The organism is Fictibacillus sp. KU28468, from assembly GCF_026153615.1.
GTDB classification, from domain to species: domain Bacteria; phylum Bacillota; class Bacilli; order Bacillales; family Fictibacillaceae; genus Fictibacillus_C; species Fictibacillus_C marinisediminis.
On sequence record NZ_CP110666.1, the window covers coordinates 3427824 to 3452206 of the forward strand.

A 24383-nucleotide genomic window follows, 5' to 3' on the forward strand; every position below is an offset into this window, starting at 1 on the left:
TCTCCCTTTTCTCTTTTTATCTTCTTCTAATTTTTCTGGACAGTATATTTCCTGTGCTCTGTAAGCCTTGAACAAGGATGACGAGCAGAACGACGGTGACAATCATCACGTCTGTATCAAATCGCTGATAGCCGTAGGCAATGGCCAGATCGCCCAAGCCTCCTCCACCAACAGCCCCTGCCATCGCCGAAGCTCCGACCAGGCCGATCGTTGCGATCGTAAACGACAGGATCAGTGAACTGAATGCTTCCGGCAGCAGTATGCGAAAGATGGTCTGCCAAGGAGTAGCTCCCATGGCTTCTGCGGCCTCTACAATGCCCGGATCGATCTCAAGCAGGCTGTTTTCCACGAGCCTTGCGATATAGGGGCCGGCATATACAATCAATGGCACAATCGCGGCCGATGTCCCGATAGAGGTACCGACTACTAATCTTGTAAACGGGATAATCGCCACCATTAAGATGATGAACGGTATCGAACGCAGAACGTTTACAATCGCGTTCAAAACGTTAAAGACGGCCAGGTTTTCAAGAATGTGCCCCTTCCTCGTGACTACGAGTACGACGCCAAGCGGAATGCCGATTACAGCCGAGAACAATAAGGAAAATCCAACCATCGTTAAGGTATCACCGGCCGCATTTAAAATGTCGACCCAAAATGTACTCCAATCAACTTGCATAAGGTGCGACCTCCCTTATTTCGACTTCACTCTGGTTCACGAAAAAGATCGCTCTTCTGATTTCCTGTTCGTCGCCGATCAATTGAACAACAAGGTTTCCGAAAGGGACGTCTTGAAGTTCTGTGACATGGCCGTATAGAACGCTGACGTCCACGTTGAATTTCTTGGCAATCTGTGACAGCAGCGGTTGTCTTGTGGATGCTCCGGTAAATACAATCCTGAAGATCTGATGATTCCTGTCCTGCTTCTTCAATAGGTCTTTAAGGGACTCAGGCAATTCATCCTGAAGAACTGAACTGACGAAGCGCCTTGCCGTCTCAGTCTGTGGCCTTGCAAATACATCAAAAACGCTCCCTTTCTCAATCACTTCTCCGTTCTCCATAACAGCGACGGAATCGCATATCTCACGAATGACGTTCATCTCATGCGTGATGATCAGAATCGTAATGTTGTATTCCTTATTGATTTTTTTCAGAAGCTTTAAAATACTGGAGGTAGTCTGCGGATCCAATGCCGATGTTGCTTCATCACACAATAGCACTTCCGGATCAGTGGAGAGCGCCCGGGCAATGCCTACCCGCTGTTTTTGTCCGCCGGAGAGCTGGTCGGGATATTTATGCCCGTGCTCGGACAAGCCAACAAATTCCAGCAGGTCGTTCACCTTCTCTTTAACGAATGATTTCTTCATGCCGAGAAGATAAAGCGGTGTCGCAATATTATCAAATACCGTTTTTGCGTTCAGCAGATTAAAATGCTGAAAAATCATACCGATATTTTTCCGTTTTTTTCTCAGTTCCTTCGGAGACAATCTTGCCATGTCCTCCTCTCCTACAAAGACGTGCCCTGATGTTGGCTTCTCCAAAAGATTCACACATCGCAGCAAGGAGCTCTTTCCTGCTCCGCTGTATCCGACAACACCGTAGATCTCCCCTTTTTTTATCTCAAAGCTCACATTGTTTAACGCTCTTACCCGGCTTTTGCCACTCTCATAAATTTTGGTTACCTCTTCAAATCGAATCAATGATGTGATCTCCTTTCTCGCTACTGTTAAAACATCAAAAAAAGCCTCTTCTTGAAAACAAGAAGAGGCCTGACGCATCGAGATGAGTGGCTGATCTCTTCTTATCTTCCAAGCGCTAATCGCTTGCCGGACTTGGCACAGTATTCCCATTAAACCGGGAACCCGCTGCCGAGGTTTCAAAGGGCCAATCCCTCCACCTCTCTGGATAAGAAACAAATATAATGTTCAATTAAATAAAAAAATCTCTTCTTAAAGAAAGAAGAGATGTTTGTATCCATAAGGAAACGAGCTGCTCTTCTTATCTTCCAAGCCCTTAAAGGAACTTGCTGGAATTGGCACAGTGTTTTTCAAAAGAAAAACCCGCTGCCGAGGTATCACAGGGCCATATCCCTCCACCTCTCTGGATAAGAAACACGTTCATATTTACTTGATGTGACCTATCTTATACCATGATCTAAGTCGATGTCAAATCTTTTTTCGGAGTTCTCTGATCGGAAAAAAAACACTGAAGCCATAAAAGCCAGCCACATTGCTCCTCCGGCAACTCCAGCCAGTACATCCGTAATATAGTGAATGCCTAGATAAATTCTGCTCCAGCAAATAAATCCAAGGTGCACTGCCAATATACAAAATTTCGTTCTAACAAACTTTTTTGATAAGAGTGTAAAAAGACCATAAAGCGCTGTTGCATTCATCGCATGCGCACTCGGATATCCATACCTAATGTAAAAAGGTTTAGTGGATGGAGGCCGCTGCTTCCAATTCTTTCTCCAAACAGAGTTAATCCAACGGCATCCGATCAGGTTGGCTATTAATAAAAAAACAATGTTTCTCTTTCCTTTTCTCCTGTATCTGTATGCAGAATAAATAGTGGCAGGAATCAACAGAAATCCAGAACCAAGAAAAGAGTAACTTCTCAGAAAGAAATCCACGAAACCTCCGCCCCGTGCTGAAAATATAGCCAGGCTTCCCATTCCGTCAAGTTTCATCCAATGATCATCATTACGAAGCCTGTTCATTAGTCTTAAAGCTACAATACCCATTATCATAACGCCGCTTAGAATTGCCATATTCTCTTTTTTCATATCCGCCCTCACTTTAACTTGCTTTTATGTACATATCCTTTCATGTGGCGGACTATTTTATGCGTTCAGGCACCTCTTAGAATTACTCTATTGTTAAAGTTTCACCGCATCTTTTTCTAAGAAAACCATAATGCTGCCCTGTTCTATTTTTTGCACATAACGCTCAGCCGTCCGTTCTGAAAGATCCAGGGACATGAGAACTTCTTTTAAATCATCCTCTGAATCCTCACTAAACATGGATGCAAATGGACCAGCAGCAAGCAGCGGACCAATACCGGGAACACCAAGGCCTGGCACCGCGATGGCTCCGCCGATACCAGACAGAAAACCTGCAATGGTTCCATAGGCTGCTTCGTTTACATCTTCGTCCAGATGTTCTTCTGAAACATTCGTTTTATCGGCAACTCGATCCATCTTTCCATCATCTTTAGCAAGGATGGAGATGTCCTTTGCATTGTATCCTTGATTCACCAGGGATTGTATACTATCAACAGCTTCGTTCTCTGTTTCATACACTCCAATCACCATTTTGCTCATATGTATTGCCTCCTAATCAATGTCTGATTTTATTTACTAGTATTTACCCCAACCCTATATCTGTAAACAGGTGCCACCATAAGGATAAGAAAACTCCCCTCCAAATGCCGGGGAGTTTTAGATGGTTTTCTCTTTTAGGATAGACCGGCTCTTTGAAAAATATATTCCTTTTGATCCGCCTCTTCCCTTGTGTCTCCCAGTACAAGGCCCTGTATAAGCGTGGCGGCATCTTCATAAGGGCTTTCACTGCCATTATAGATCGACAGCGGAATGAAATATCTATCTTCAATCCCCCGTTTCACTTCATCATACAGGGGTTCTATACCGCCCTTGGATTCCCAGGAAACGAATTTGATTACCTTTTTACCGAGCTGTTCTTCAACACTGTCTCTCATAAGAAGTGCGGCGGTAGAACCGTTGACTCTATAATTTAAATCAAAGGCTATTTTCCTTCCATCAGCCGTTACCGCAATGTCAAATCCTGCAATCCCTTTATAGCCTCTTTTACAGCCTTCTTCCATAATTCTTCTCCCGACCTTGATGACCTCATCATCGGGTTCTGACTCTTTATCGACCCAGTTTCCTTTATATTTTCCGTCTTCCGTAATATTTTGGATCGTACTGCCCAGATAAATCAGACGGTCATCTGCTGTACAGGCAAACTGAACGCAATAATTGTGCTCGATCTCCAAGTACTCTTCTATGACAATTCCTTCACAGGAGGCGAAAAAGTTTGCTGCCCTGTCAATGTCCTCCTGATTTTTGCAGATAAATACATCAAAACCTGCCGCATTTGCCTCATTTGTCGCTGCCTTAACGACACATGGAAATGGGAAGGTTTCTAATTGATCATGAAGTTCCGCAGCTGTTGTTGATTTTCGTTTCGGAGCATGTCCAGAAGGAACCAGCTCTTCTAAATTCGCTTTATTGTTTAGATACTGAACAAGGCGCGGATCGATCCAATAATTTTCTGATGACATTTCTTCTTCTGGGTGAATATGCTGAACTACCATCTTCTTCTGCTCTTTTTCTAAGCGGCCGAAAATGTTTCGATAATCCGCCTCTGTCGAATATTCGTGAACAGGAAAACGAAGCAGGAGACCCGCCCGTTCATACAGCTCCGTTGCTTTTTTGGTAGTTACCGACCGGTTGCAGATGACCGGCATGCTTCCCAATACCGCAAACTGGCTTCCCGTCAGAAGATCAAGCTTTACTGGACAATCGGGAATCCACTTATTATGAGCGAATGAAGGCCTCGGATTAAAAATGAGATCCGGACCGTAAATTTCAGAAAATGTATAACGCGGAACAATTGCTGGTTTACTTATCTGCATGGATTGTACCTCCTGAACATGCTTGGATTACAGGATAAATACCTTTTTTAGCTTACCTTTAAACCAGCAGCCTTATCATTTAGCAAGCAATGTTTTCCATTTGCCCTATTCTGTTTGATCTGATGTATACTAGGGAAATGGCAAAAGAAGTTAGCTGCCATGGAGGAAATTATGAAGAAATCGCTGCTAAACCTGTTCCCGCTGCTTTCTTTAGGATTATTGCCGATTTGCTCCTTGATCTATGATTGGGTCAATCACCCCGGGAGCGAAGTGCATAACCTAGCTACAACTGTTGACAGGAACATACCATTCTCTGCTGTTTTTATTATCCCTTACCTATTGTGGACCTTATATATTTACGGAACCTTGATTTATTTCTATTTCAAAGATAAGAAGACGTACTTCAAGACACTGTTTGTTTACATTGCAGGCCTGCTGGTCTGCTATACGGTATACAGCCTTTTTCAGACCACCGTTCCTAGGCCGCTCGTTGCTGGCTCTTCATTCTTGGAATCTCTTGTAAACCGGGTCTACGAGATGGATGCCCCTTATAATTGTTTTCCAAGCATCCATTGCTTTTCCAGCTACCTGCTGGTCCGGGTAATGCGCAAGGCACCGTTCTCAACAACCTGGAACAGAAGTATGATTACGTACTTTTCCGTGATTATTATCGTTTCAACTCTGATGGTTAAACAGCATGTCATCCTTGATGTGTTCGCCGCCGTCTTGTTGGCAGAGACATTATGTTTTGTCTCCGAGAGAAATTGGTCACCTTCCATAAAATCCAAACCAATTCCCTCATCAACGAAAGAAATCAGCCATTAAAAAAAGCTCCAGCGCCACGTTCAGCCCTTGGTGCTGGAGCTGGATTAAAAAATCCCCATTGAGGCGGTGCCAGGCACCATTTCAATAGGGGTTTTTATTGTTAAGCTATTAGCTGAAAATCGGAGCAAACATCATGGTCACGAACATGAGCGTTAAATACATAATGGAGAATTTAAACATTCTTCCTGACCACGCAATTTCCGTTTCTTTTTCTTTGTACTTAAAGGACTGCATCGCACGGTAAAGGAAGACTGCTCCTAAAATACCCGCAACGATTAAGTACCAGATTCCCAGTACGTTAAAAAAGTACAAGAGAAGAGAAGCTGCTACCGCAAATACGGTATAGATTAAAATATGAACCTTCGTTTGCTTAAAGCCCACTTTGTTCGGCAGCATCGGTACATTTACACTCTTGTACTCTTCTGCCCGTTTCATTGCCAGTGCAAAGAAGTGCGGGGGCTGCCATGCGAACATGAATACAAATAAGAGCAATGCGATCAAATCAAAGTGTCCGGTAACTGCCGTATAGCCAATAATCGGAGGTGTAGCGCCTGAAATACATCCGATTTCCGTATTGATCACTGTCACCCTTTTAGAAATTGTATAAACAAATCCATAGAAAATAAATCCAATAAAACCTATAAGCGCAGCAACCGGATTTACCATCAAGCCTAAAATGGCCTCACCTATGATAATAAAAATGAGCGACATTAAGATCGCATTTCGTTTCGGTATTCTCCCATTGGTAATCGGCCGGTTCTTTGTCCGTTCCATGTACTTATCGATATCCGCATCGTAAACATTATTCACGATCGCAGATGAACCGATCACAAAAACGGTTCCTAGAACTGTCCAGAAGAAAAGCTCCCATAAGCTAAGGCTTGAAGAAAGATTTCTCGCACCGATGCAAAAGCCAGCAATTGTTCCTAACAGGTTAGAAAAGATAATACCCGGCTTTGTTATTTGTATATAGTCTTTTAAAATGCTTGGAGTAGCATTTTCACCCATAAAATCACCATCTTTTCATATCTATCATATAGTATGTCTCTATTTTAACAGACCTAACACTAGTTTGTGATAAATGTCACATTATGTTCTTATACTGTTCAATAATCGTTCAAATCTCGTCAGACATAAAAAAAGACAGCCGCGTGCAGCCATCGTATTGTTTATAAGTGTGGCGGCCCCGGCAGGAATCGAACCTGCGACGCACGGTTTAGGAAACCGACGCTCTATCCACTGAGCTACGGAGCCAATATTTATGGTCAACAAAGTGTATTATACAAAACTGCAAGCCTTTTGAAAAGCCTTTTGTTTGAGCAGGTTGATTATTTCACCCTCTTTCTCTACTCTATATTTATACATAAGTTCATGTCCAAAAATATTCATGCAAAGGATGAATTATATGCACACAACACTTGAAGATGTAAAAAAGCACCCGGTGTTTCATTTTTTTTCCGAAATTTCCGCCATTCCCCGCGGTTCCGGCAACGAAAAAGAAATCAGTAATTACCTCTTGCGTTTTGCAAAAGAAAGGAACCTTGAAGCGGTACAGGATGAAGCGCTTAACATTTTCATAAAAAAAACCGCTTCAGAAGGCTATGAGCATGTACCTGCCATCATTCTGCAAGGCCATATGGATATGGTATGTGAAAAGAACAAAGGAACGGCCCATGATTTTGAACACGACCCCATCTCCCTGCAGCTAAAAGATGACATGCTCTATGCGTCCAATACGACACTCGGAGCGGATAACGGAATAGCCGTTGCTTATGCCCTCGCCCTCCTTGATTCGAGTGGTATTCCTCATCCTGCCCTTGAAATCATCATCACTACAGAAGAAGAAACAACCATGAAAGGCGCGCTAGAAGCCAGTCCTGAAATTTTTTCTGGAGAAATTTTTATTAATCTTGATTCAGAAGAAGAAGGCAAATTATTGGTCAGCAGTGCAGGCGGCATAACTGCCATGCAAGCTCTTCCTATACAATGGGAAACTGCTCCAAAAGAACTTAAAGGCTACAAGATCCAGTTGAGCGGGCTTTTCGGCGGCCACTCCGGCATGTCCATCCAAAAAGGAAGAGGCAATGCCAACAAGCTCCTTGGAAGAATACTGCATGAGCTTTCCGTCCAGTTCCCTTTCAGCCTTCATTCAATAAATGGAGGGCTGAAATCAAATGCGATCCCTCGGGAAGCCGAAGCTGTAATCTATTTAACTTCAGATGTTTCAATCGATCTGCCAAAGCTGGTGTCCCACTGGGAACATGTTCTTAAAAATGAGCTGCGGACAGCTGATCCTGGAATCTCAGTTACAGTCGAAGAAGCCGCGGAAAGCCCGGACAAATTATATTCCGTCAAAACCACACAAAACGTGATCACCTCACTCATGCTGATCCCAAATGGTGTGCTGTCCATGAGCCAGGAGATTGAAGGTTTAACAGAGAGTTCAACCAACCTTGGAGTGGTAACGAGCAACAGCCAGGAAGTTCGTTTTGTCAGTGAGATACGAAGCTCAGTGAAAAGTCTGAAGCAGCAGACTGTTGAGCAGAATAACCTGATTGCACAGCTTACAGAATCTCGGTTCTCTACAGAAGCTGATTATCCAGAATGGCCTTACCGCCCAGATTCAAAAGTCCGCCGCTTGTTCGAAACGGTCTACAAAGATTTATACGGCAATCCTCCAGAGATCGTAGCCATTCATGCCGGTCTGGAATGCGGAATTTTCACAGAAAAACTTCCACATATCGATGCCATTTCCCTTGGTCCTGATATGTTTGATGTGCATACTCCTGAAGAACACCTCAGTGTACCTTCCACCATTCGGACATGGGATTATTTGAAGGCTGTTTTGCAGGAAATGAACTACTTTTATAAATCATGATAACGCACACCCCGGGCTGAAGGGATATTTACCATTCTATGCGCAAACAAAAAAGAGGACGGCTCATCCAATTGAGTCGTCCTCTTTTTATCATTTTAGTCTTAGAAGTCAAAGTTATCCGGATCGGGCCCGACTCTTTGATCTTCGTTTAGCGTATTGATTTTCTCCATGTCTTCCGCGCTTAGTTCAAAGTCAAAGACTTCGGAGTTTTCTTGAATTCTATGGTCTTTTACGGATTTCGGAATGGTCACAACACCATTTTGAAGATCCCAGCGCAGGATGACCTGTGCCACGGATTTGTTGTGTTTTTCCGCAATCTCAGAAAGTACTGGATTGTTTAGGAGCTCACCCTGCATCAGAGGGCTCCACGCTTCCATCTGAATTTTGTTTTCTTTACAGAAAGCAAGCAATTCTTTTTGAGCTAACAGCGGATGAAACTCTACCTGGTTAACCATCGGTACAATCTCACTGTCTGCCATTACGTCTTTTAAATGGTGGACGTGGAAGTTACTCACACCGATCGCCCGGACACGGCCGTCTATGTATAATTTCTCCAAAGCACGCCATGTTTCTTTATATTTCCCTTCCACTGGCCAGTGAATGAGATAAAGATCCACATAATCAAGCTGAAGCTTTTTGAGAGATTCCTCATATGCTGCTAAAGTTGTTTCATAACCTTGATCTGCATTCCATACTTTCGTCGTGATGAATAATTCTTCACGCGGGATGCCGGAATCTTTGATCGCACGGCCAACGCCTTCTTCATTTCCGTATACTGCTGCTGTATCAATGCTTTTATATCCTTTGCTCAAAGCCGATTTAACGGATTGGTAGACTTCGTCCCCTTCTTCCACTTTATAAACCCCAAGGCCGAACCAAGGCATTTTAACGCCATTGTGCAATGTTGTTGTGTCTTGAAGATGTTTAGCCATCTTATTCCCTCCTTAGATTATGAATATATCGACATTTTCGCATAAATCTTCAAAAACAAGAAAAGATATGCCTTACAAGTGTGCAGGCGTTTGCCTTTACGAATATACCCATAATCAAGGAAAGAAAAAAACGTTTCTTCTTTTAGATTCTGATGCTTTTTATTGTAAAATTGAGGCCGTCTTTTCAAAACATTTACAATTATGTGCAGGAGTGTTTCCTTTTTTATGGAATACTACATTCATGTAGAAGTAAGTTACGCGGAGGTGTTTTGATGAAAAATAATGTCATTGACTTCCCTAAGCAAGTGAGCAGAGATGTTATTCTTGAAAACGAACTGGACTTGATCACCGAGATTCGGGCACTTCTCAGTGAGTTTCAAAATGATTATCCGCTGCTGATTAAACGTGCGATCCTGACACGGGTCGATCTGTTAACGAAGCAACTCGTAACGATGAATTAACAAACGTTTCTTTGGTACTCGTTCAGCAGGCCGTCAAGCTCCTGGCTGCACTGGACCGTTTCATGACTAGTAAACCCTCTGAGAAATGCCAGCCTGATTAGCTCTTCTTTTTTTACTCCAATCGATTCTAAAAGCCATTTTTGGCGATACTCTACATTACTCACACACAATGCTCTCCTTTTCTATCAATTCCAACATATTCAGATACACAAGTGATATTATCTATAAAAAGTTGACGTTTGAGAAGAGATTCAACAAAAGAAGTGATAAAGTTACAAAACAATACAAACTTCCCTTTGAAAAGCCGCGTTATCATATAGGCTTTTGGTCATACTATTGTAAAAAGACAGGAGAATCCTTTTGAGATACGTCAAATTTATCGTCTTGTCACTGGGGGTTATTTTCCTTGCCGGCATGTGGTATTTCGAAATCATAAGCTGGTTCAAATGAAAAGCTGAAGCTAGACTTTACTTCCTCGAAAAAAAAAGGGGCTGTCCAAGAAGTCTGTAAGCTGTTGATTTTCGTTCCAGGCTGCTCGCTTTTACCGGCGCGAGCTCCTACTTTCGCGGGGCGTGCGGTGAGCCTTACCGCGTGAACGCCTACTTTTTGGTGCAAGCACCGGCGGGAGTCTCACCTGTCACGCTAGTCCCGCAGGACAAGGAAAGCTTCGGCAGCGTTATATCGCACGAAGAAAATGTGAAGTTCATTTTCGAGGAGTCTCGCATCTTCCACTTCAATTAACTTTTCATTGAAGATTTTTCAAGCCAAAAAGGGGCTGCCTGAAGGTCAATTTTCGACTTTCTGGACAGCCCCTTTCCTTTATTATTCTTCAGTAAGGTTTTGTTTGTTGGCGGATACGACCTTTGTTAAGTCAATAAGCTGATCGGTCAGTGCAGACACTCTTAACGTAGCCAATTCTTCTGACAGCTCCCGTTCTTCATTGAAATGAAGGGGATCAGCGACAAATTGATCCGGCAGTACAAGGCTGTATAAACCTCTCATCACCGTACGCAGGTTGTTTAATGCGTTAATTCCGCCTTTTCCGCCGCCAGCAGCCGCTGCGATGGCAACTGGCTTGTTCTTAAAATGGCCGCCGCTTAAAAAATCAAGTGCATTTTTTAAAGCTCCGCTCATTCCATTGTGATATTCCGGCGTGCAAATAAAAAAACCATCCGCTTCATCAGCCGCTTTACTCAAACCGCGAACAGCTTCATCCTCCCGCTCCGCCGTATCTCCCGTGAATAATGGAAGACGGTCTTTTCCCGCGTCGAAAAAGGACACATCTATACCTTTTTCTTTCAGAACGTTTGCTGCATACTCGGCAATGCCTCTGGTTCTTGATTCCGCAGTTGGACTGCCGTTCATAACTAAAATTTTCATGTTCATTACCTGCCTTTTAAATTTCCAAAATGTTCTTACCTGTATATATTATACTTAAATTTTGAAATAGGTTAAGTATTCTGTTTCTGAGCTTTAAAGGCAGGGAACAATGTCTTCTGCACAGAGTGTTAGGCGCCTGCATACACTAGATTGTCATAAAGGCTACTTAAAACGAGAGGTGAAACGAACGTGCTACCTTATCCAGGTCCTCCTTTACCCTATCCGGGGCCAGCACCCTTTTCAGGACCTCCTGGGCCTCAAGGATGGGCCGGTCCAGGCCCGGGTTATCCAAACCCGGGCTATCCAGACCCGGGCTATCCAAACCCGGGCTATCCAGACCCGGGCTATCCAGGTCCAGCTCCAGGTGCCGGGGGTTACTTCACTCCATACAATAATCCCCTGAAGTTATCGACCTTGACAGCCGTCGAGTGGTTTGTTAAACGGGGATTGACTGAAGCGCCGAAAACCTCCTATGAACATGCTTTGCGGGAGGTTGCTGCCATGGCTTATCTGTACGGAAAAGGCTACCCTCAGCAAGCCGCTTACCAAATGGTAGAATCATGGGAATTGGATGAAAAGTTTTATCCAGGCGAGAGACATGAAAATTATTGAAATGCTAGAGGATACAGTAATGTATTCTCTTTTTTTTTGCGAAAATGATAAAAGACAAGGAAGAATTCCCTGCCTTTTTAGCTATCAATCATTGCAGAAATGATGTTGCCTTATAATTTACGCCAATTCCATTTCCTCCAGCTTTGCCTGAGTCTACCACTTTAAGATAATAATCCCCTGATCCAGCGAGATTGATCACTTTTTGATAGCCTACTCCCTTTTCTGTTATCCAAGGTGTCTGGCCTACTTTTTCATCCGGGAAAAATAAATGCTTTTGCCAAAGCTCAAGTTTCAGCTTTCCGCTTCCTGTCGTCTTCTTTATCGAAATGGTCGCATAGGTGTCGTCAAACGAAACAGCAGACGAGGACTTATCTCCTCCATATGACCTTACTTGGACTGAGCTGGCTGCATAAACAGTGCCTGTTACCAATAAAAGGAATGCTGTTAAAAGGATAATTTTTGCCTTCAAAACAAAATCACCTCGCGTATATGTTATTTCAACATAATAACATACGCGCGAGGCTAACTTGACTGATATTCATAAAACAGTAGGTTTATCCTATTTACTGCTTTTTTTCATTGAAATAATGGACCCCATAGGCTGAACCTTCTGAAACCATTTTTGAATCTTCAAAATCGCTCGGATCAGGATGGCCGCCTTTTTCCACAGGGAGAACCTTCGTTCTATCTGAATAGTCAGGCTTAATTTTCCTCTTAATGTTTTTCAATGCAAGTTTTGTTCGAATTCTGTTAGGCTTTGATGATAACCATACGGCTGCAGCCGAAGTACCTATACCCACTAATATCCATGGTTTCATACTCATTGTTTGTTTCATATTCGAACCCTCCTTAGTGGTTTATACCCTGTTTGAAGAAGTGATAACCTGTAAAAACATTTCATTTTATTTACAAAAAAATAATTCGTTAGCCATGTGTATGAACCGATGGAAATATCGGCATATTAACCATAATTAGGATATTAAGGAGGCAGAATTCGTGAAGACCATATTTTTCAACATGCTTCTTTTCCTCATTTTACTGATTACCGCCGGAACGCCGACACTTGCCAACCCGCTCAGCCAAGAAAATAATGAAAATAAAAGCGGTTCATCCATCTATGTCCTGTCACAGCGAAAAATGGATGTAACAGGTGACCGGCGCCCTGACGTAGTAACGTTAATGGGCCAAAAGGAAAAACAGGAGAATATTTACTCTGAAAATCTATTTTTGATTCTTCAAGACTCAGCAACCCATCGGTTCACAACCTTAAATTTAAATGATGGGGGATATCATCCTCACATTCAGTTCTTTGATTTCAATGGTGACCATATTCCTGAGACATACATTTCGGCTGAAACAGGCGGGCGCGGAGGAACTTCTGTCTTTCATCTAGTATCTGCAAAAAATAACCATGTGTTCGAAATTCCGGTTCCTTCCTCTTTAGGAATCAGCGGAAGATTTACAGATGGCTACAACGCTACGATTTTAGTTAAAAACACTGGAAAAATCACTTCTATTAATTTAAAAGAACGAAAACAAAAATATGATACCTCTGAGGTCTATAAAAATGGTACCCTTGTAAAACCGATCAAGGTATCCGCTAATAAATTCAGCATGCTCACACCTGTAGACATAAATGGTGATGGCATATTCGAATTGCGGGGTGTTCAGAGAATATCCGGGATCGCCAACGCAGACTCAGTTGCCTTCGCAGACTCTGTCTGGAAATTTCAGTACACGCGCTGGGAGCTTGTGAGCAGCAGCGTACATAAAGCAAACTGAACTTAACAAAAGCCAGCGGCGAAAGGTATTCTTAAATACCTTTCGCCGCTGGCTTTCCGTTTTCGTGCCGCTTGTTTTGTTGCTGCTGCTAAAAATCACCTGAGAAGTAGCGTCCGAGTCCATAATATTACCGTATATTAAGTTGGCAAATTAAAAAAGAGCGGCTCTCATTACGCCCAAGGAGCCTCCGCTTCATTAGTTTTTATCCTGGTTTTGGTGTTCCTGCTTCAAGTTTTTTATGTACTTCCGCTTATTTTTGGCGAATTCATTAATGGTTTCCCGTTTCTTATCCATTGTTCATTTTCTCCTTTTGAACCAATTCTTCTATCATGGGGATTAAGTCATTGCTGATTGTCGGTGCCGCTTTCGCCTTTTATTTTAAGCGCGAAACAGAGACATTTTTTCCCTCGTAATTGTCTGGCCGTTTATCGGAATTGCTGTCAAACAGACAGATTTACAAGACATTAAACTAGCCGCACTATTAGTGGCTGGCGTTCTTGCGCTTCATGTCATCTACCGTCTATTTCCAAGAAACAAGCATTTCAAACACCGCCTTCAATAAACAGATAAAAAAATAGGTTGATCTGCATAAGCAGTCAGCCGTTTTTTTTTTTTGAATTTCTATTGGGAATCTCCGTAAGAAAATGGCTGATTTTTATAAAAAATCCTGTATACTTCATATAGGCATAATGAGAATACAGGAGGCCTCTATGGATAAACAAAAGTGCCCTTTTCCGGTATTTATTCCGTTAATCGTCGGTATTGTCGCCGTTTCTTTTTCTTCTATTTTTGTTAAGCTTTCTGATGCTCCCGTTTCCGTTCAAGGGATGTACAGGCTGCTTTTTACTGTTCTGTTCATGCTTCCTTTTGCAGGTAAGCAGTTCAAGCATTCGAAACAAGTTACGCCTCGTCAGTGGCTGCTACTTTTTTTGTCGGGAATGTTTCTTGCTCTTCATTTTTTGCTCTGGATGGGTTCCCTGAAGCTGACGACTGTCGCAAGCTCTACGATCATACTCGCTTTGCAGCCTGTCTTTGTTCTGATTGGGGCCTTCTTTCTATTTAAAGAAAGAACCACCGCCGCTTCGCTTGCTGGGATGGGGGTCGCCATCTGCGGCGCTGTGCTGATTGGCTGGGGTGACGTTGGCATATCGCCCGAAAATTTGCTTGGAGACGTACTTTCCCTTCTTGGGACGCTTGCAGTAGCAGTTCATATGCTGATCGGACAGCATCTTTTACGGCGTATTCCTTCTTATTTTTATAGTCTTTCTGTTTTTGTATCCGCTATTGCTGTTTTTGCTCTTTATAATTTGGGGGCTGGCATCGCTATGGCCGGTTATTCCAAACATGATTGGACCGTTTTCTTTTTACTTGCCATTGTTCCCACCGTCTTCGGCCATGTCCTCTTTAACTGGCTGATGAAATACGTAAGTGCAACAACCATCTCTGTCAATATCCTTGGTGAGCCTGTTGGCGCGAGCATACTGGCCTATTTCATGCTGAATGAGCATATATCTGCATTCCAGGCAGCCGGAGGTTTTCTTGTCTGCACAGGGCTGTATCTATTTTTGAGAACAAACAGGCCCTCACATCCTGTAAATGATCCTGCTGTTTCTCATGGTGTATAGATGCAGAAGTTGATAAAAACCGTTAAAAGAGGTACGTTTATAGAGTTAATGCAGGTTATCGTTTTAAAATAAAAATACATAGATATATGATTTGATCAGGAGGGGACTCAAGATTGGAAAATAAAAAAGCGTTGCCAATCTTATTCTTAGTCATGTTTTTAGTGATGGTTGGATTCGGAATCATTATTCCTGTCCTTCCTTTTTTTGCGGAAAAGGTCGGAGCAAATCCGGCACAGCTCGGTTTGCTGATGGCTGTTTATTCATTGATGCAGCTTCTTTTCGCCCCTATCTGGGGAAGAGTTTCTGACAGGATCGGCCGGAAACCGGTCATGCTAATCGGAATCGCCGGACTTTCTATTTCCTTCTTTTTGATGGCTGTCTCCAGCCAGCTCTGGATGCTTTTTGCGGCACGGATTATCGGCGGCCTGCTTTCATCCGCCAACATGCCAACAACGATGGCTTATGTAGCCGATATTACGACCCCGGAAAACCGGGGTAAAGGTATGGGTATCCTCGGTGCAGCTGTCGGTCTTGGTTTTATTTTCGGCCCGGCTATCGGTGGTGTTTTTTCCAAGACGAGCTTGAACACACCGTTTTATCTTGCTGGAATTTCATCAATTATCACGTTTTTTCTCGTTCTTTTCGTATTGAAGGAATCACTGCCTAAAGAGCTCCGGACGAATGGACCGTCTGAACCTGGATCGAGATGGAAAGCTTTTACGGGAGCCATATCCATTCTGTTCGTGCTTCAGCTGTTCATTTCCCTTTCGTTATCAGGACTTGAAGCGACTTTCGCTTATTTTGCTGCAAAAAAAGCTGGACTTGATACCAATCACCTTGGCTACATATTTATGATCATGGGGTTTGCAGGTGCTCTTGTTCAAGGAGGACTTGTCGGCAGACTGACCAAAAAATTCGGCGAAGGAAAAGTCATCCAGGCCGGCATTGTCATTTCTGCTGCCGGGTTTGGTTTGATCCTTCTAGTTCATAACTTTACGACGGCGGCCATCTATCTTTCTATTTTCGGGATTGGCAATGGTGTAATCCGCCCTAGTGTCTCTGCACTTTTAACAAAAACATCAACATCAGGGCATGGCAGTGTAACCGGACTGCTCTCTTCCTTTGATTCGCTTGGACGGATCATCGGGCCTCCGCTTGGCGGCTGGCTGTTTTCTGTTGCAGCGGGACTTCCGTATATCTCAGGAATCATATTGTCCGTCATCGCCCTCGTCCTTTATCAGTTTTATAGTGTGCGGGCAAAAGCCTCAATATCCGCGGCATAAGAAGCATAAAAGAATAGAAAAAGCGACAAGGAGAATTCTCCCTGTCGCTTTTTTTTGATTTTTTGGCGTGCCAGGCACCGTAATTACACAAGTGTCAAAAGGCGGTGCCTGGCACCGTACATGTATTGGTAAGCGTTTTATTTTCCTTTCTGAATAAAACCTACTACACTGAAGCTATATACTTTCGTTTATATAATAGGAGGGTCACAATGTCTGTTTATGAATATCGAGCAAAGACGATCACGGGGGAAGAAAAATCACTCAGGGACTACGAGGGCAAGGTTTTAATCATTGCCAACACAGCGAGTAAATGCGGTTTTACTCCTCAATATAAGGAACTTCAGGCACTTTACGACCAGTACAAGGAACAAGGTCTTGAAATCCTTGGCTTCCCTTGTAACCAGTTTGCAGGCCAGGAACCTGGGAGTGAAGAAGAAATTCAGGAGTTTTGCGAATTGAATTATGGAGTGAAATTCCCCATGTTCGCAAAGGTTGATGTAAAAGGAGACAACATTCATCCTCTCTTTGCTTTCCTGACAAAAGAAGCGCCCGGCATTTTAGGCTCAAAGGTGGTCAAATGGAATTTCACAAAGTTTCTTGTTGATCGAAATGGAATTGTTGTATCCCGCCATTCTCCTCAGACATCACCCAAAGATATGAAAAAAGAAATTGAATCGCAGCTTGCACAGCAATAAAAAGATTTTCCATAAAACGCACGCCCTGGAATACGGTCCAGAGCGTCGTTTTTTCTTTGCTCCAGAATTTAGGCTTGCCATCAAGGCATTCGTCCAGACCGAGTGGCTGATCCTTCATATACTGTATCGAGGATGTTGGAATAGTATTTTGAAGGAGGAATTTAATATGTATGCAAACGCACCGATTAATGTACCGATGAATGCTCCGCTAAACGTTCCTGTTGCAGCTTCTTACGGGTACGGTTATGGCGGCGGATGTCACGGATATGGCGGCTACGGTTACGGCGGCGGAAGAGGATTTGCGATTATTATCGTATTGTTTATCCTCTTGATCATCATCGGCTGTTCGTGCGGGATCGGCCATCTCGGTGGATGTGAATCCAGCAGCAGCTGCTAATTTTACTGCAGAATAAAAAGATCCAGGCGGAAGCGCCTGGATCTTTTTGTTTGGTTTTGGTTTTGGTGCCTGGCACCGTAATTACACACTTGTGTAATTGTGGTGCCAGGCACCAACCATTTTAGCAGCTTTTATTCTTCGTCTCTGTTGATCACCATTCCATCAACATGACGTTTGCTCAAGAGCCGGTCTTTTTTTCGGTTTTCCTTGGTTTCAAAAACAATATCCATATCATATCCCTCGGGATACAGCTCGGTTCTTGAAATATGGAGGGTGAGGCGAAGCTTATGGATCTTCACCTTTTCTCCTTGGACAATCACTTCGTATTCTCCTCTTTTATCTTCTTCCGAACAGATGATGCCCGCCGTTTTTAAACTGGATACATACACCCGATCCCCCACTTCGAATGTCCGGGCTTCCGGTTTTTCTTCCGTTTTCTTTTCTGCCTCTCGTATCTTGCGGTTTCTCCCTTCTTCTGCTTCTCTTCTTTTCCTTATCATTTGCGTTTGTGCTTCTACATGCAGTAAATCGAACATAGTGCTCTCTTTCTTTTCTGAAACCTCTTTGCTCGTTATTTGTTTTGCCCTTGTGATCAGCTTTTGTTCGAGACCCAGCTTCCACGCGATGGAAAAGGCCTGGCTTTCACCAGCTTCCCCAATCTTCAGCTCATAAAGCGGCTTTAGAGATTCGAGGTCAAAAGCCATCGATGCGTTCTCAAATCCTGGAGTAAGATAAGCAAAATCTTTAATCTCACTGTAATGGGTCGTGGCTAGAATGGAAGCGCCTCTCTCAAACAATTCTTCAAGAATGGCTACAGCCAGCCCCATTCCCTCAGCAGGATCGGTTCCCGCACCAAGTTCATCGAGGATGACAAGCGTATCAGGACCGGCCTTCTGAAGGATGGAGATAATGTTCGTCATATGCGCCGAAAATGTGCTCAGCGACTGTTCAATGTTCTGATGGTCACCGATATCTGTCAGCACCTCTGAATAGATTCCAAATTCGCTCCCCTCTCCAGCAGGAATATGAAGCCCCGACTGAACCATCAGCGTCAGCAGTCCTGCCGTTTTTATGGCTACCGTCTTTCCGCCGGTATTCGGACCCGTAATAACGAGTGCTCCATAGTTTTCACCTAGTCGGAAATTCAAAGGAACAGCATGGCTTCCGAGCAGCGGATGCCTTCCTTCATGGATAATGGTCCGTTTTTCACGATTAAGTGAAACCTCCCTGCCATCAAGGGCGATGCTGTATTTGGCTTTGGCAAAAATAAAATCATAATGAAGCATCCCTTCAATATTAACTGAGATCTCATGTTTGCAGCCTGCAACCAGACCTGTTAATCTGCCCAGCACCCTTGCTGTTTCGATGTCTTCCTCTGCCTGCAGAAGCTGAAGCTCATCCTGCAGCTTGCGGACATCTTTCGGTTCTATAAAAACGGTGGATCCGCTGGAAGAGGAATCAATGATCTGCCCATCCATGCTCCGTTTAAATTTACTTTTTACAGGGATGACATACCTTCCGTCTCTCACCGAAATCATTGGTTCCTGAAGCATATCCCGATAGGCCGGTGATTTTAGAATATGATCCAGCTTCGCTTTGATTTTTTCCTCACAGGCCAGCATCCTCTTTCTTACTTTTTCAAGCGGCTTGCTGGCTCCGTCATCCACTCTTCCGTTACGGATACAGCGCTGAATTTCAGATTTGAGGTCTTTCAGTTCAAACAGAGAGTATGCATAAGCAGATACAGTTGGTGCAAGAAATTCTTTGTCCTTCATATACCGCTGCAAACGCTCTACGTTTTCTGCAAGCCCGCAAATAAGCTGCAGCTGTTCAGGGCTTAAGAGAAGGCCTTTATCCGGAATCGTCATCACATGGTCGATCCCGTTCAAGTTCGCAATAGGAACGCTTGAAGACTTTCTAAGAATTGCTGCCGCTTCCGTCGTCTCTCTTAGCCAATTCTTAATGATTGTGATCTGTCCAGAGGGCATTAGCTCTAAAATTTTTCTTTTTGTACTCTCGTTTAATCCATACGCAGATAATGTTTCTGTAATTTTATTAAATTCGAGCATGTTAATTGTATGGGTGTTCAAAGGTAGTTGCCTCCTCATATTTTTTCGAATTGCTAATCTATAAAACAGTTCCCCCTTTCCCGGGAACAGGGCCAGATCATGACAATAAAAAAGGCAGAAATGGACCGCCGCCATTTCTGCCTGTTATCAATTTTCGTGTGGAAGGATACGCCTCTCCATACAGCTGTCCCCTGACTTATGGAAGCTGTAAAAAGCATAAAAAAATACGCCCAAAGAGCGCGGCATCGTTCGTTGCACAAAATACGTACACGAAAATGATAATGTTGTATGCTGACCGCTGTTCTTAACTATTGGTGGCCGCAAAAAGACATCAAGAATACAACCGCTTCAAGCACGGCCTTTTTGCTCCAACTATCCAATTCGCTTAGTTAAGAACGTGAACGCTCATCCACACAACTCCCTTCCTTTTGTTACTTCCATCATATGTAAAACCCTTTCCTTTGTCAACATGATGGGTAAAAAAATCCGCAGAGAGCCGACTCTCCACGGATATTCCTGTCTCCTATTCTGCCACCGGCACCTTTTCTTTTTCTGCCCCCTTGCCGCTTTTTGACAGACGGACCGGATAGATGCTGTTCACTGGAATAAACTCATCCTCCTGTTCTAGAGGGAGCGGTCCTTCATAAAGCAGGGCAGCAAGGGAAGTATGCTGAAAACGAAGAGAAGTCCGGTCTAAAATGATTCCATGCCTTTCAATGGCTGAAACCCTTTCCTTTGTAAAATCAATTTTTTCACCGACGAGAAGGTAGGTATTCACCTCTTGTTCTTGTTTCTTAGGGCAGAGTTCCGATACAGCCGGTTTGTTTCTATATACTTCCCTAGTTTCATAGATCGATAATAAGTCTTCCACAATGGCACTTGCTGTTGCTTCTGCACCAGCTCCCGGCCCTTGCAAGGTCAAACAGCCGAGAAGGTCTGTCTGAATACGGACGGCATTGTCCACGCCTTCCACACCATACAGCGGATGATCGCTATCCACAAATACAGGCTGTACCTGGAGATCAAGTCTATCGTTTAAAAGAACGAGATGCTTCAGCCGAAGCCCCAGCTGCTCAGCCAGTTGAATCTCTTCAAGAAGCACATTTCCAATCCCCTCCACCTGCACTTCTTCCCAGGATGGCTGCACGCCATAAATCCATTTGCTCAGCACCATCGCTTTGTAGAATGCGTCCAAGCCTTCGATGTCATTTGTCGGATCCGGCTCTGCATATCCTTTTTTCTGTGCCAGTTTCAGCGCTTCTTCAAACGAGGAACCTGTCGTTCTCATGTACGAAAGAATGAAGTTGGACGTTCCATTTAAAATGGCTTCTACATGCTGAATCCGATTGATTCTTAAAAGCTCCCTCAATGTTCTCAAAATCGGTATTCCTCCGCCTACGCTCGCTTCATAGACAAAACGGACACCCTTTGCGGCAGCACGCTCTGTTAATTCTTCTCCATGCCTGGCAATCAAATCTTTATTCGCAGAAATCACATGGCATCCCGCTTCAAGTGATTGTATGATGTAAGACCGTGCAGGCTCGATTCCGCCAATCGCCTCAATGACCACATCAGGCACTTCTTCCCCGATCGCCTTCTCGAATTCGGACGTCAACGGTACCCCCTTTACGAAAGGCCTTGCTTTGGAAGAATCCTTAATCAAAATACTGGACAGCTTCAGACGATGACCCAGCAATTCTTCTAAAGCACCTTTTCTATCCATGATGGATGTATATACGCCGGATCCTACAGTCCCCAGCCCCAGCAGTGCTATTTTTAATTCTTTCAACACAATCACTCCTTCTGCAAAAGCAAATTTTTTATTAGTGGATGAATGGTATCTGTATGATGGCAAAAGAAAAAACCTCTTCCTAAAGAAGAGGTCTGCAGTCCGGCCTCCTCTTATCATCCAGGGTTCTTTCCTGCAGGTAGTAGCACCTTTTCAAGTAGAATACTTGAAGGTTGCCGGGCTTCATCGGGCCTTTCCCTCCGCCACTCTGGATAAGAGTATTATCATGAGATTGAAACATGTTATGTAGCACTTTATTTTTTTAGTACAAAAAACCCCCTTATCACGAAGATAAGAGAGCTGTATGGTTCCGATCCGTCTCTTATCTCCCAAAGTTTTACCTTTGAAGGATTTAGCACCTTTTCAAGTAGAATACTTGAAGGTTGCCGGGCTTCATTGGGCCTTTCCCTCCGCCGCTCTTGATAAGCTTCATTAAATTAGTCTTACTCTATCACGGCAAACAGGAGAGCGTCAACCATTATTCAGATATTTCTGGAATCATTGCAGATTATTTTTGGTATGATAGAAACACATAAATAAAAGGGGTGGAAGGTTTGGGCAAGAAAATCGTATTCACCGGGGGAGGTTCCACCGGGCACGTTTCTGTTAACCTGGCTCTGATTCCTTTGTTCTTAAAAGAAGGCTGGGAAGTCAGCTATATCGGTTCAAAAGGAGGAATTGAACGGCAACTGACAGAAACCATCGAAAGCGTCCGCTATTACAGCATCTCTACTGGTAAACTAAGGCGCTATTTTGACTGGAACAATTTTAAAGATCCGTTCCGTGTCATGCAAGGAGCATTTGAAGCATTTCGGCTCATCAAGACCATAAAACCAGACGTGGTCTTTTCAAAGGGTGGTTTCGTATCCGTTCCCGTAATCCTCGGCAGCCGGATGAACAAGGTGCCAATTGTGACCCATGAATCCGATCTTAGTCCAGGGCTTGCAAACCGTCTTTCACTCCCCTTCGCTAACAAAGTGTGTACAACGTTCCCCGAAACCACTGATCATCTTCCAAGGGAAAAAGCGGTATACGCGGGTGCTGTTATCCGTAAGGAGCTGCATGAAGGGATCGCAGTCAAGGGGAGAGCTTTCTGTGGTTTGATTCCTGGTAAACCGATCATCTTGATCATGGGAGGAAGTCTCGGATCAAAAAAAATAAATGAGGCCGTAAGATTAAGCCTTGACGCTCTGCTTCCCCGCTTTCAAATCATTCATCTTTGCGGAAAAGGCCAGAAGGATTCTTCCATTCTGAAAAAAGGCTACATCCAGTTCGAATATGTATCGGATGAGCTCGCAGATATCCTTGCAGCAACGGATTTTGTCATTTCAAGAGCAGGCTCTAATTCTATCTTTGAGTTTTTGTCACTGAGAAAGCCAATGCTTCTCATTCCACTCTCAAAAGAAGCAAGCCGCGGAGATCAAATTGAAAATGCCCGATCATTTGAAAAACAAGGCTATTGCGAAGTTCTGTTTGAAGAAGACCTGACTGCTGAATCCCTTATGCAAGGCATTGAGCAGCTTTATTCAAATCAGGAAGCCTATATCAGCAGAATGGAAGAAAGCCAGCTTAGTAATGCGTTAGACCATCTGTTTTCCATCATTAAAGAAGAAGCAAAAGGATGACTTTCCCCATTCCTCCTCTGAGATGGGGAAAAGCTATGAGAGGAAAAAGCAATAGATAAGCTTGGCCCAAATAATGCGGTGCAAGCTTTTTTATTGTGCGTCGGGACAGAAAGCTGAAATGAACTTGTCAAATCGCTGAAATAAGGATTTATGTTCAAATTCGCCTTAATTATTTTCAACAAATCCTATATATGTTCAAAAATCATAGTTCGCCCGATTATTTCTTATGGTTATATTTTCCCAGCGCAGATCTGTCTCAGACCTTCCAATGCGTGCTGTTTATCCATGCCCTGGGCAGATATGCAGCATAGCCCGGCAATACCGCGAAGCTTACTCATACTAAGAATGCTTTTAGCGTTCATCTGGCAGTTATCAAGTTCAAAATAGATCTGGCACTCTTCATATTCGTTCGCCTTAAGAACGAGCTTGTTAATTGTCGCAGAATTCATTTTTTCCTGTAAAAAGCAATATGTCTTCATTACCTTCCACTCCTATTCTTTTTCCCTGCCATTTTAATGCACTATCATTAAGCACATGTTAAGCTGGTTTAGCTTTTATGCACACCAATGAGGATATGCGTGCACACTCGCCTTTATGTGAGTAAGAATGAATTTAGGAAAAAGGACTTGATTAGCGGTTTAAAGATATTTTTCAAGAATATGAAGAAGCTTTCCCTCGCTTTCCTTTACTTCTATTTCTGCAAAACCCATTCTGAACCAAAAAGAAAGCGCAGGGATATTCCCGCTAAGTACACCGAGACGCAAGTATTGTTTGTTATTTTTCTTTATCTCTTCTTCGCATGCCAGATAGATTTCCTTTGCGATCCCCTGTCTGTGGAAAGTGCTGTGTACCATTAAAAATCCAAGCCAAGGTTTATGGTCCTTCGGATTGTTCAGAATGTACTCAACGATCGCAGCGTTGTTGCCATCCGCTTTAATCAAATAGCGTTGTCTAGGGGATCCTTCCAATCCCTTTAAGTCTTCCGTCACCTCTTCAAATGTAACTTCGCCACGACCGTAAAACAGCTTATTGTAAAACGGATTGGTGTTCATGATCTCCAGTTCGTCCATAGTTTTGTCAGGACCGCTCTTCTCCCATGTCAGCACAACGTCTTTCCCCTTTTATCTGAATCCATCATAACCTGTATACTATCGTTCTTTCTAAATAAGAAAAAGCGCACCCTTGATTAGAGTACGCCCTCCTTGCTATTTATTCTCTTTGATATTTTTTGCTTCAGTTATGTCTCCCTGATTGGCAATCGAATCAGCAAACGTTCCTTTTGGAATATCAGCTTTTCCTTTTCGCTGTTCAGCGTTTTGCTTGCGGATTTTTTCACTGTTAGCCATAACGGCACCTCCTCTTTGGTTATTACCG

27 protein-coding genes, 1 tRNA gene and 4 riboswitches are annotated in these 24383 nt (G+C 43.4%); of the genes, 11 read left to right on the plus strand and 17 right to left on the minus strand.

Going from position 1 to position 24383, the window contains the following annotated elements; all coding sequences use genetic code 11:
• Positions 1-16: 16 nt before the first annotated feature.
• The 5 genes from OKX00_RS17980 to OKX00_RS18000 form a co-directional block, all read right to left on the minus strand.
• Positions 17-679 carry a methionine ABC transporter permease gene (locus tag OKX00_RS17980; protein ID WP_053355379.1) on the minus strand — a complete coding sequence of 221 codons (663 nt, stop codon included), beginning with the start codon at positions 677-679 and terminating at the stop codon, positions 17-19.
• Positions 669-1700 (minus strand): methionine ABC transporter ATP-binding protein, encoded by a 1032-nt coding sequence (locus OKX00_RS17985; protein ID WP_265408301.1) that lies wholly within the window; start codon positions 1698-1700, stop codon positions 669-671. The genes OKX00_RS17980 and OKX00_RS17985 overlap by 11 nt, the downstream gene beginning before the upstream one ends.
• A 98-nt stretch (positions 1701-1798) precedes the next feature.
• Positions 1799-1912: riboswitch (SAM riboswitch) on the minus strand.
• An 83-nt stretch (positions 1913-1995) separates the two neighbouring features.
• Positions 1996-2111: riboswitch (SAM riboswitch) on the minus strand.
• Between the two features lie 26 nt (positions 2112-2137).
• Positions 2138-2785 (minus strand): phosphatase PAP2 family protein, encoded by a 648-nt coding sequence (locus OKX00_RS17990; RefSeq protein ID WP_265408302.1) that lies wholly within the window; start codon positions 2783-2785, stop codon positions 2138-2140.
• Positions 2786-2878: 93 nt separating this feature from the next.
• Positions 2879-3322, minus strand: coding sequence for a YflT domain-containing protein (locus OKX00_RS17995; protein WP_265408303.1), 444 nt, complete (start codon positions 3320-3322; stop codon positions 2879-2881).
• A 134-nt stretch (positions 3323-3456) separates the two neighbouring features.
• Positions 3457-4656 carry an ATP-grasp domain-containing protein gene (locus OKX00_RS18000; RefSeq protein WP_265408304.1) on the minus strand — a complete coding sequence of 400 codons (1200 nt, stop codon included), beginning with the start codon at positions 4654-4656 and terminating at the stop codon, positions 3457-3459.
• 171 nt (positions 4657-4827) lie between these two features.
• Between OKX00_RS18000 and OKX00_RS18005 the strand changes: the two genes are divergently transcribed.
• On the plus strand, positions 4828-5481 hold the full coding sequence (locus OKX00_RS18005; protein WP_265408305.1) for a phosphatase PAP2 family protein: 654 nt from the start codon (positions 4828-4830) through the stop codon (positions 5479-5481).
• Positions 5482-5589: 108 nt separating this feature from the next.
• Here OKX00_RS18005 and cyoE read toward each other — a convergent pair whose 3' ends face one another.
• Together cyoE and OKX00_RS18015 are read right to left on the minus strand one after the other, a co-directional pair.
• Positions 5590-6489 (minus strand): heme o synthase, encoded by a 900-nt coding sequence (gene cyoE, locus OKX00_RS18010; protein WP_265408306.1) that lies wholly within the window; start codon positions 6487-6489, stop codon positions 5590-5592.
• Between the two features lie 170 nt (positions 6490-6659).
• A tRNA-Arg gene (locus tag OKX00_RS18015) sits at positions 6660-6735 on the minus strand.
• A 151-nt stretch (positions 6736-6886) separates the two neighbouring features.
• Between OKX00_RS18015 and OKX00_RS18020 the strand changes: the two genes are divergently transcribed.
• Positions 6887-8359 (plus strand): aminoacyl-histidine dipeptidase, encoded by a 1473-nt coding sequence (locus OKX00_RS18020; protein WP_265408307.1) that lies wholly within the window; start codon positions 6887-6889, stop codon positions 8357-8359.
• 101 nt (positions 8360-8460) lie between these two features.
• On the opposite strand, the gene OKX00_RS18025 is transcribed toward OKX00_RS18020, so the two are convergent.
• Positions 8461-9291, minus strand: a complete 831-nt coding sequence (locus tag OKX00_RS18025) for an aldo/keto reductase (RefSeq protein WP_265408308.1) — start codon at positions 9289-9291, stop codon at positions 8461-8463.
• A 272-nt stretch (positions 9292-9563) separates the two neighbouring features.
• On the opposite strand from OKX00_RS18025, the gene OKX00_RS18030 reads away from it, so the two are divergent.
• Positions 9564-9752, plus strand: a complete 189-nt coding sequence (locus OKX00_RS18030; protein WP_053355398.1) for a hypothetical protein — start codon at positions 9564-9566, stop codon at positions 9750-9752.
• Here the strand turns inward: OKX00_RS18030 and OKX00_RS18035 are convergent.
• Positions 9749-9916, minus strand: a complete 168-nt coding sequence (locus tag OKX00_RS18035) for an aspartyl-phosphate phosphatase Spo0E family protein (RefSeq protein ID WP_231689151.1) — start codon at positions 9914-9916, stop codon at positions 9749-9751. The two genes, OKX00_RS18030 and OKX00_RS18035, sit on opposite strands and share 4 nt — an antisense overlap.
• A gap of 427 nt (positions 9917-10343) precedes the next feature.
• On the opposite strand from OKX00_RS18035, the gene OKX00_RS18040 reads away from it, so the two are divergent.
• Positions 10344-10493, plus strand: a complete 150-nt coding sequence (locus tag OKX00_RS18040; protein WP_265408309.1) for a hypothetical protein — start codon at positions 10344-10346, stop codon at positions 10491-10493.
• Positions 10494-10574: 81 nt separating this feature from the next.
• On the opposite strand, the gene OKX00_RS18045 is transcribed toward OKX00_RS18040, so the two are convergent.
• Complete coding sequence (locus OKX00_RS18045; RefSeq protein ID WP_062236298.1) at positions 10575-11132, minus strand: NADPH-dependent FMN reductase; 558 nt, start codon at positions 11130-11132, stop codon at positions 10575-10577.
• Between the two features lie 189 nt (positions 11133-11321).
• On the opposite strand from OKX00_RS18045, the gene OKX00_RS23265 reads away from it, so the two are divergent.
• A complete protein-coding gene (locus OKX00_RS23265) occupies positions 11322-11744 on the plus strand; it encodes a hypothetical protein (RefSeq protein WP_322114330.1) in 423 nt (140 codons plus the stop codon).
• 88 nt (positions 11745-11832) lie between these two features.
• Here OKX00_RS23265 and OKX00_RS18055 read toward each other — a convergent pair whose 3' ends face one another.
• Together OKX00_RS18055 and OKX00_RS18060 are read right to left on the minus strand one after the other, a co-directional pair.
• Entirely contained in the window at positions 11833-12213 is a 381-nt protein-coding gene (locus tag OKX00_RS18055) for a hypothetical protein (RefSeq protein ID WP_265408310.1), read from the minus strand.
• A gap of 94 nt (positions 12214-12307) precedes the next feature.
• Positions 12308-12580 carry a LapA family protein gene (locus OKX00_RS18060; protein WP_265408311.1) on the minus strand — a complete coding sequence of 91 codons (273 nt, stop codon included), beginning with the start codon at positions 12578-12580 and terminating at the stop codon, positions 12308-12310.
• 160 nt (positions 12581-12740) lie between these two features.
• Here OKX00_RS18060 and OKX00_RS18065 point away from each other — a divergent pair, with 160 nt between their 5' ends.
• The 5 genes from OKX00_RS18065 (at position 12741) to yjcZ (ending at position 17526) form a co-directional block, all read left to right on the plus strand.
• Positions 12741-13526: a hypothetical protein gene (locus OKX00_RS18065; protein WP_053355403.1), complete on the plus strand. Its 786-nt coding sequence runs from the start codon at positions 12741-12743 to the stop codon at positions 13524-13526.
• A 710-nt stretch (positions 13527-14236) separates the two neighbouring features.
• Positions 14237-15151: a DMT family transporter gene (locus tag OKX00_RS18070; RefSeq protein ID WP_053355405.1), complete on the plus strand. Its 915-nt coding sequence runs from the start codon at positions 14237-14239 to the stop codon at positions 15149-15151.
• Positions 15152-15264: 113 nt separating this feature from the next.
• Positions 15265-16434, plus strand: a complete 1170-nt coding sequence (locus OKX00_RS18075) for an MFS transporter (RefSeq protein ID WP_265408312.1) — start codon at positions 15265-15267, stop codon at positions 16432-16434.
• Between the two features lie 209 nt (positions 16435-16643).
• Positions 16644-17129, plus strand: a complete 486-nt coding sequence (locus OKX00_RS18080) for a glutathione peroxidase (RefSeq protein ID WP_265408313.1) — start codon at positions 16644-16646, stop codon at positions 17127-17129.
• A 196-nt stretch (positions 17130-17325) separates the two neighbouring features.
• Positions 17326-17526, plus strand: a complete 201-nt coding sequence (gene yjcZ, locus OKX00_RS18085; protein ID WP_265410583.1) for a sporulation protein YjcZ — start codon at positions 17326-17328, stop codon at positions 17524-17526.
• Positions 17527-17657: 131 nt separating this feature from the next.
• Here yjcZ and OKX00_RS18090 read toward each other — a convergent pair whose 3' ends face one another.
• Together OKX00_RS18090 and OKX00_RS18095 are read right to left on the minus strand one after the other, a co-directional pair.
• The gene (locus OKX00_RS18090) at positions 17658-19616 is read right to left on the minus strand and encodes an endonuclease MutS2 (protein WP_265408314.1); all 1959 of its coding nucleotides are present in this window, start codon (positions 19614-19616) and stop codon (positions 17658-17660) included.
• A 502-nt stretch (positions 19617-20118) separates the two neighbouring features.
• Positions 20119-21384 carry a homoserine dehydrogenase gene (locus OKX00_RS18095; RefSeq protein ID WP_265408315.1) on the minus strand — a complete coding sequence of 422 codons (1266 nt, stop codon included), beginning with the start codon at positions 21382-21384 and terminating at the stop codon, positions 20119-20121.
• Positions 21385-21494: 110 nt separating this feature from the next.
• Positions 21495-21603: riboswitch (SAM riboswitch) on the minus strand.
• A 100-nt stretch (positions 21604-21703) separates the two neighbouring features.
• Positions 21704-21813: riboswitch (SAM riboswitch) on the minus strand.
• Between the two features lie 125 nt (positions 21814-21938).
• Here OKX00_RS18095 and OKX00_RS18100 point away from each other — a divergent pair.
• Positions 21939-23009 (plus strand): undecaprenyldiphospho-muramoylpentapeptide beta-N-acetylglucosaminyltransferase, encoded by a 1071-nt coding sequence (locus tag OKX00_RS18100; protein WP_265408316.1) that lies wholly within the window; start codon positions 21939-21941, stop codon positions 23007-23009.
• Between the two features lie 230 nt (positions 23010-23239).
• Here the strand turns inward: OKX00_RS18100 and OKX00_RS18105 are convergent, their stop codons facing one another.
• The 3 genes from OKX00_RS18105 to OKX00_RS18115 all read right to left on the minus strand — a co-directional run bounded on the left by OKX00_RS18105 (position 23240) and on the right by OKX00_RS18115 (position 24355).
• A complete protein-coding gene (locus OKX00_RS18105) occupies positions 23240-23488 on the minus strand; it encodes an HPr family phosphocarrier protein (protein WP_265408317.1) in 249 nt (82 codons plus the stop codon).
• Positions 23489-23647: 159 nt separating this feature from the next.
• Positions 23648-24115 carry a GNAT family N-acetyltransferase gene (locus OKX00_RS18110; RefSeq protein WP_265408318.1) on the minus strand — a complete coding sequence of 156 codons (468 nt, stop codon included), beginning with the start codon at positions 24113-24115 and terminating at the stop codon, positions 23648-23650.
• Between the two features lie 99 nt (positions 24116-24214).
• Positions 24215-24355, minus strand: a complete 141-nt coding sequence (locus OKX00_RS18115; protein ID WP_265408319.1) for a hypothetical protein — start codon at positions 24353-24355, stop codon at positions 24215-24217.
• Positions 24356-24383 lie beyond the last annotated feature (28 nt).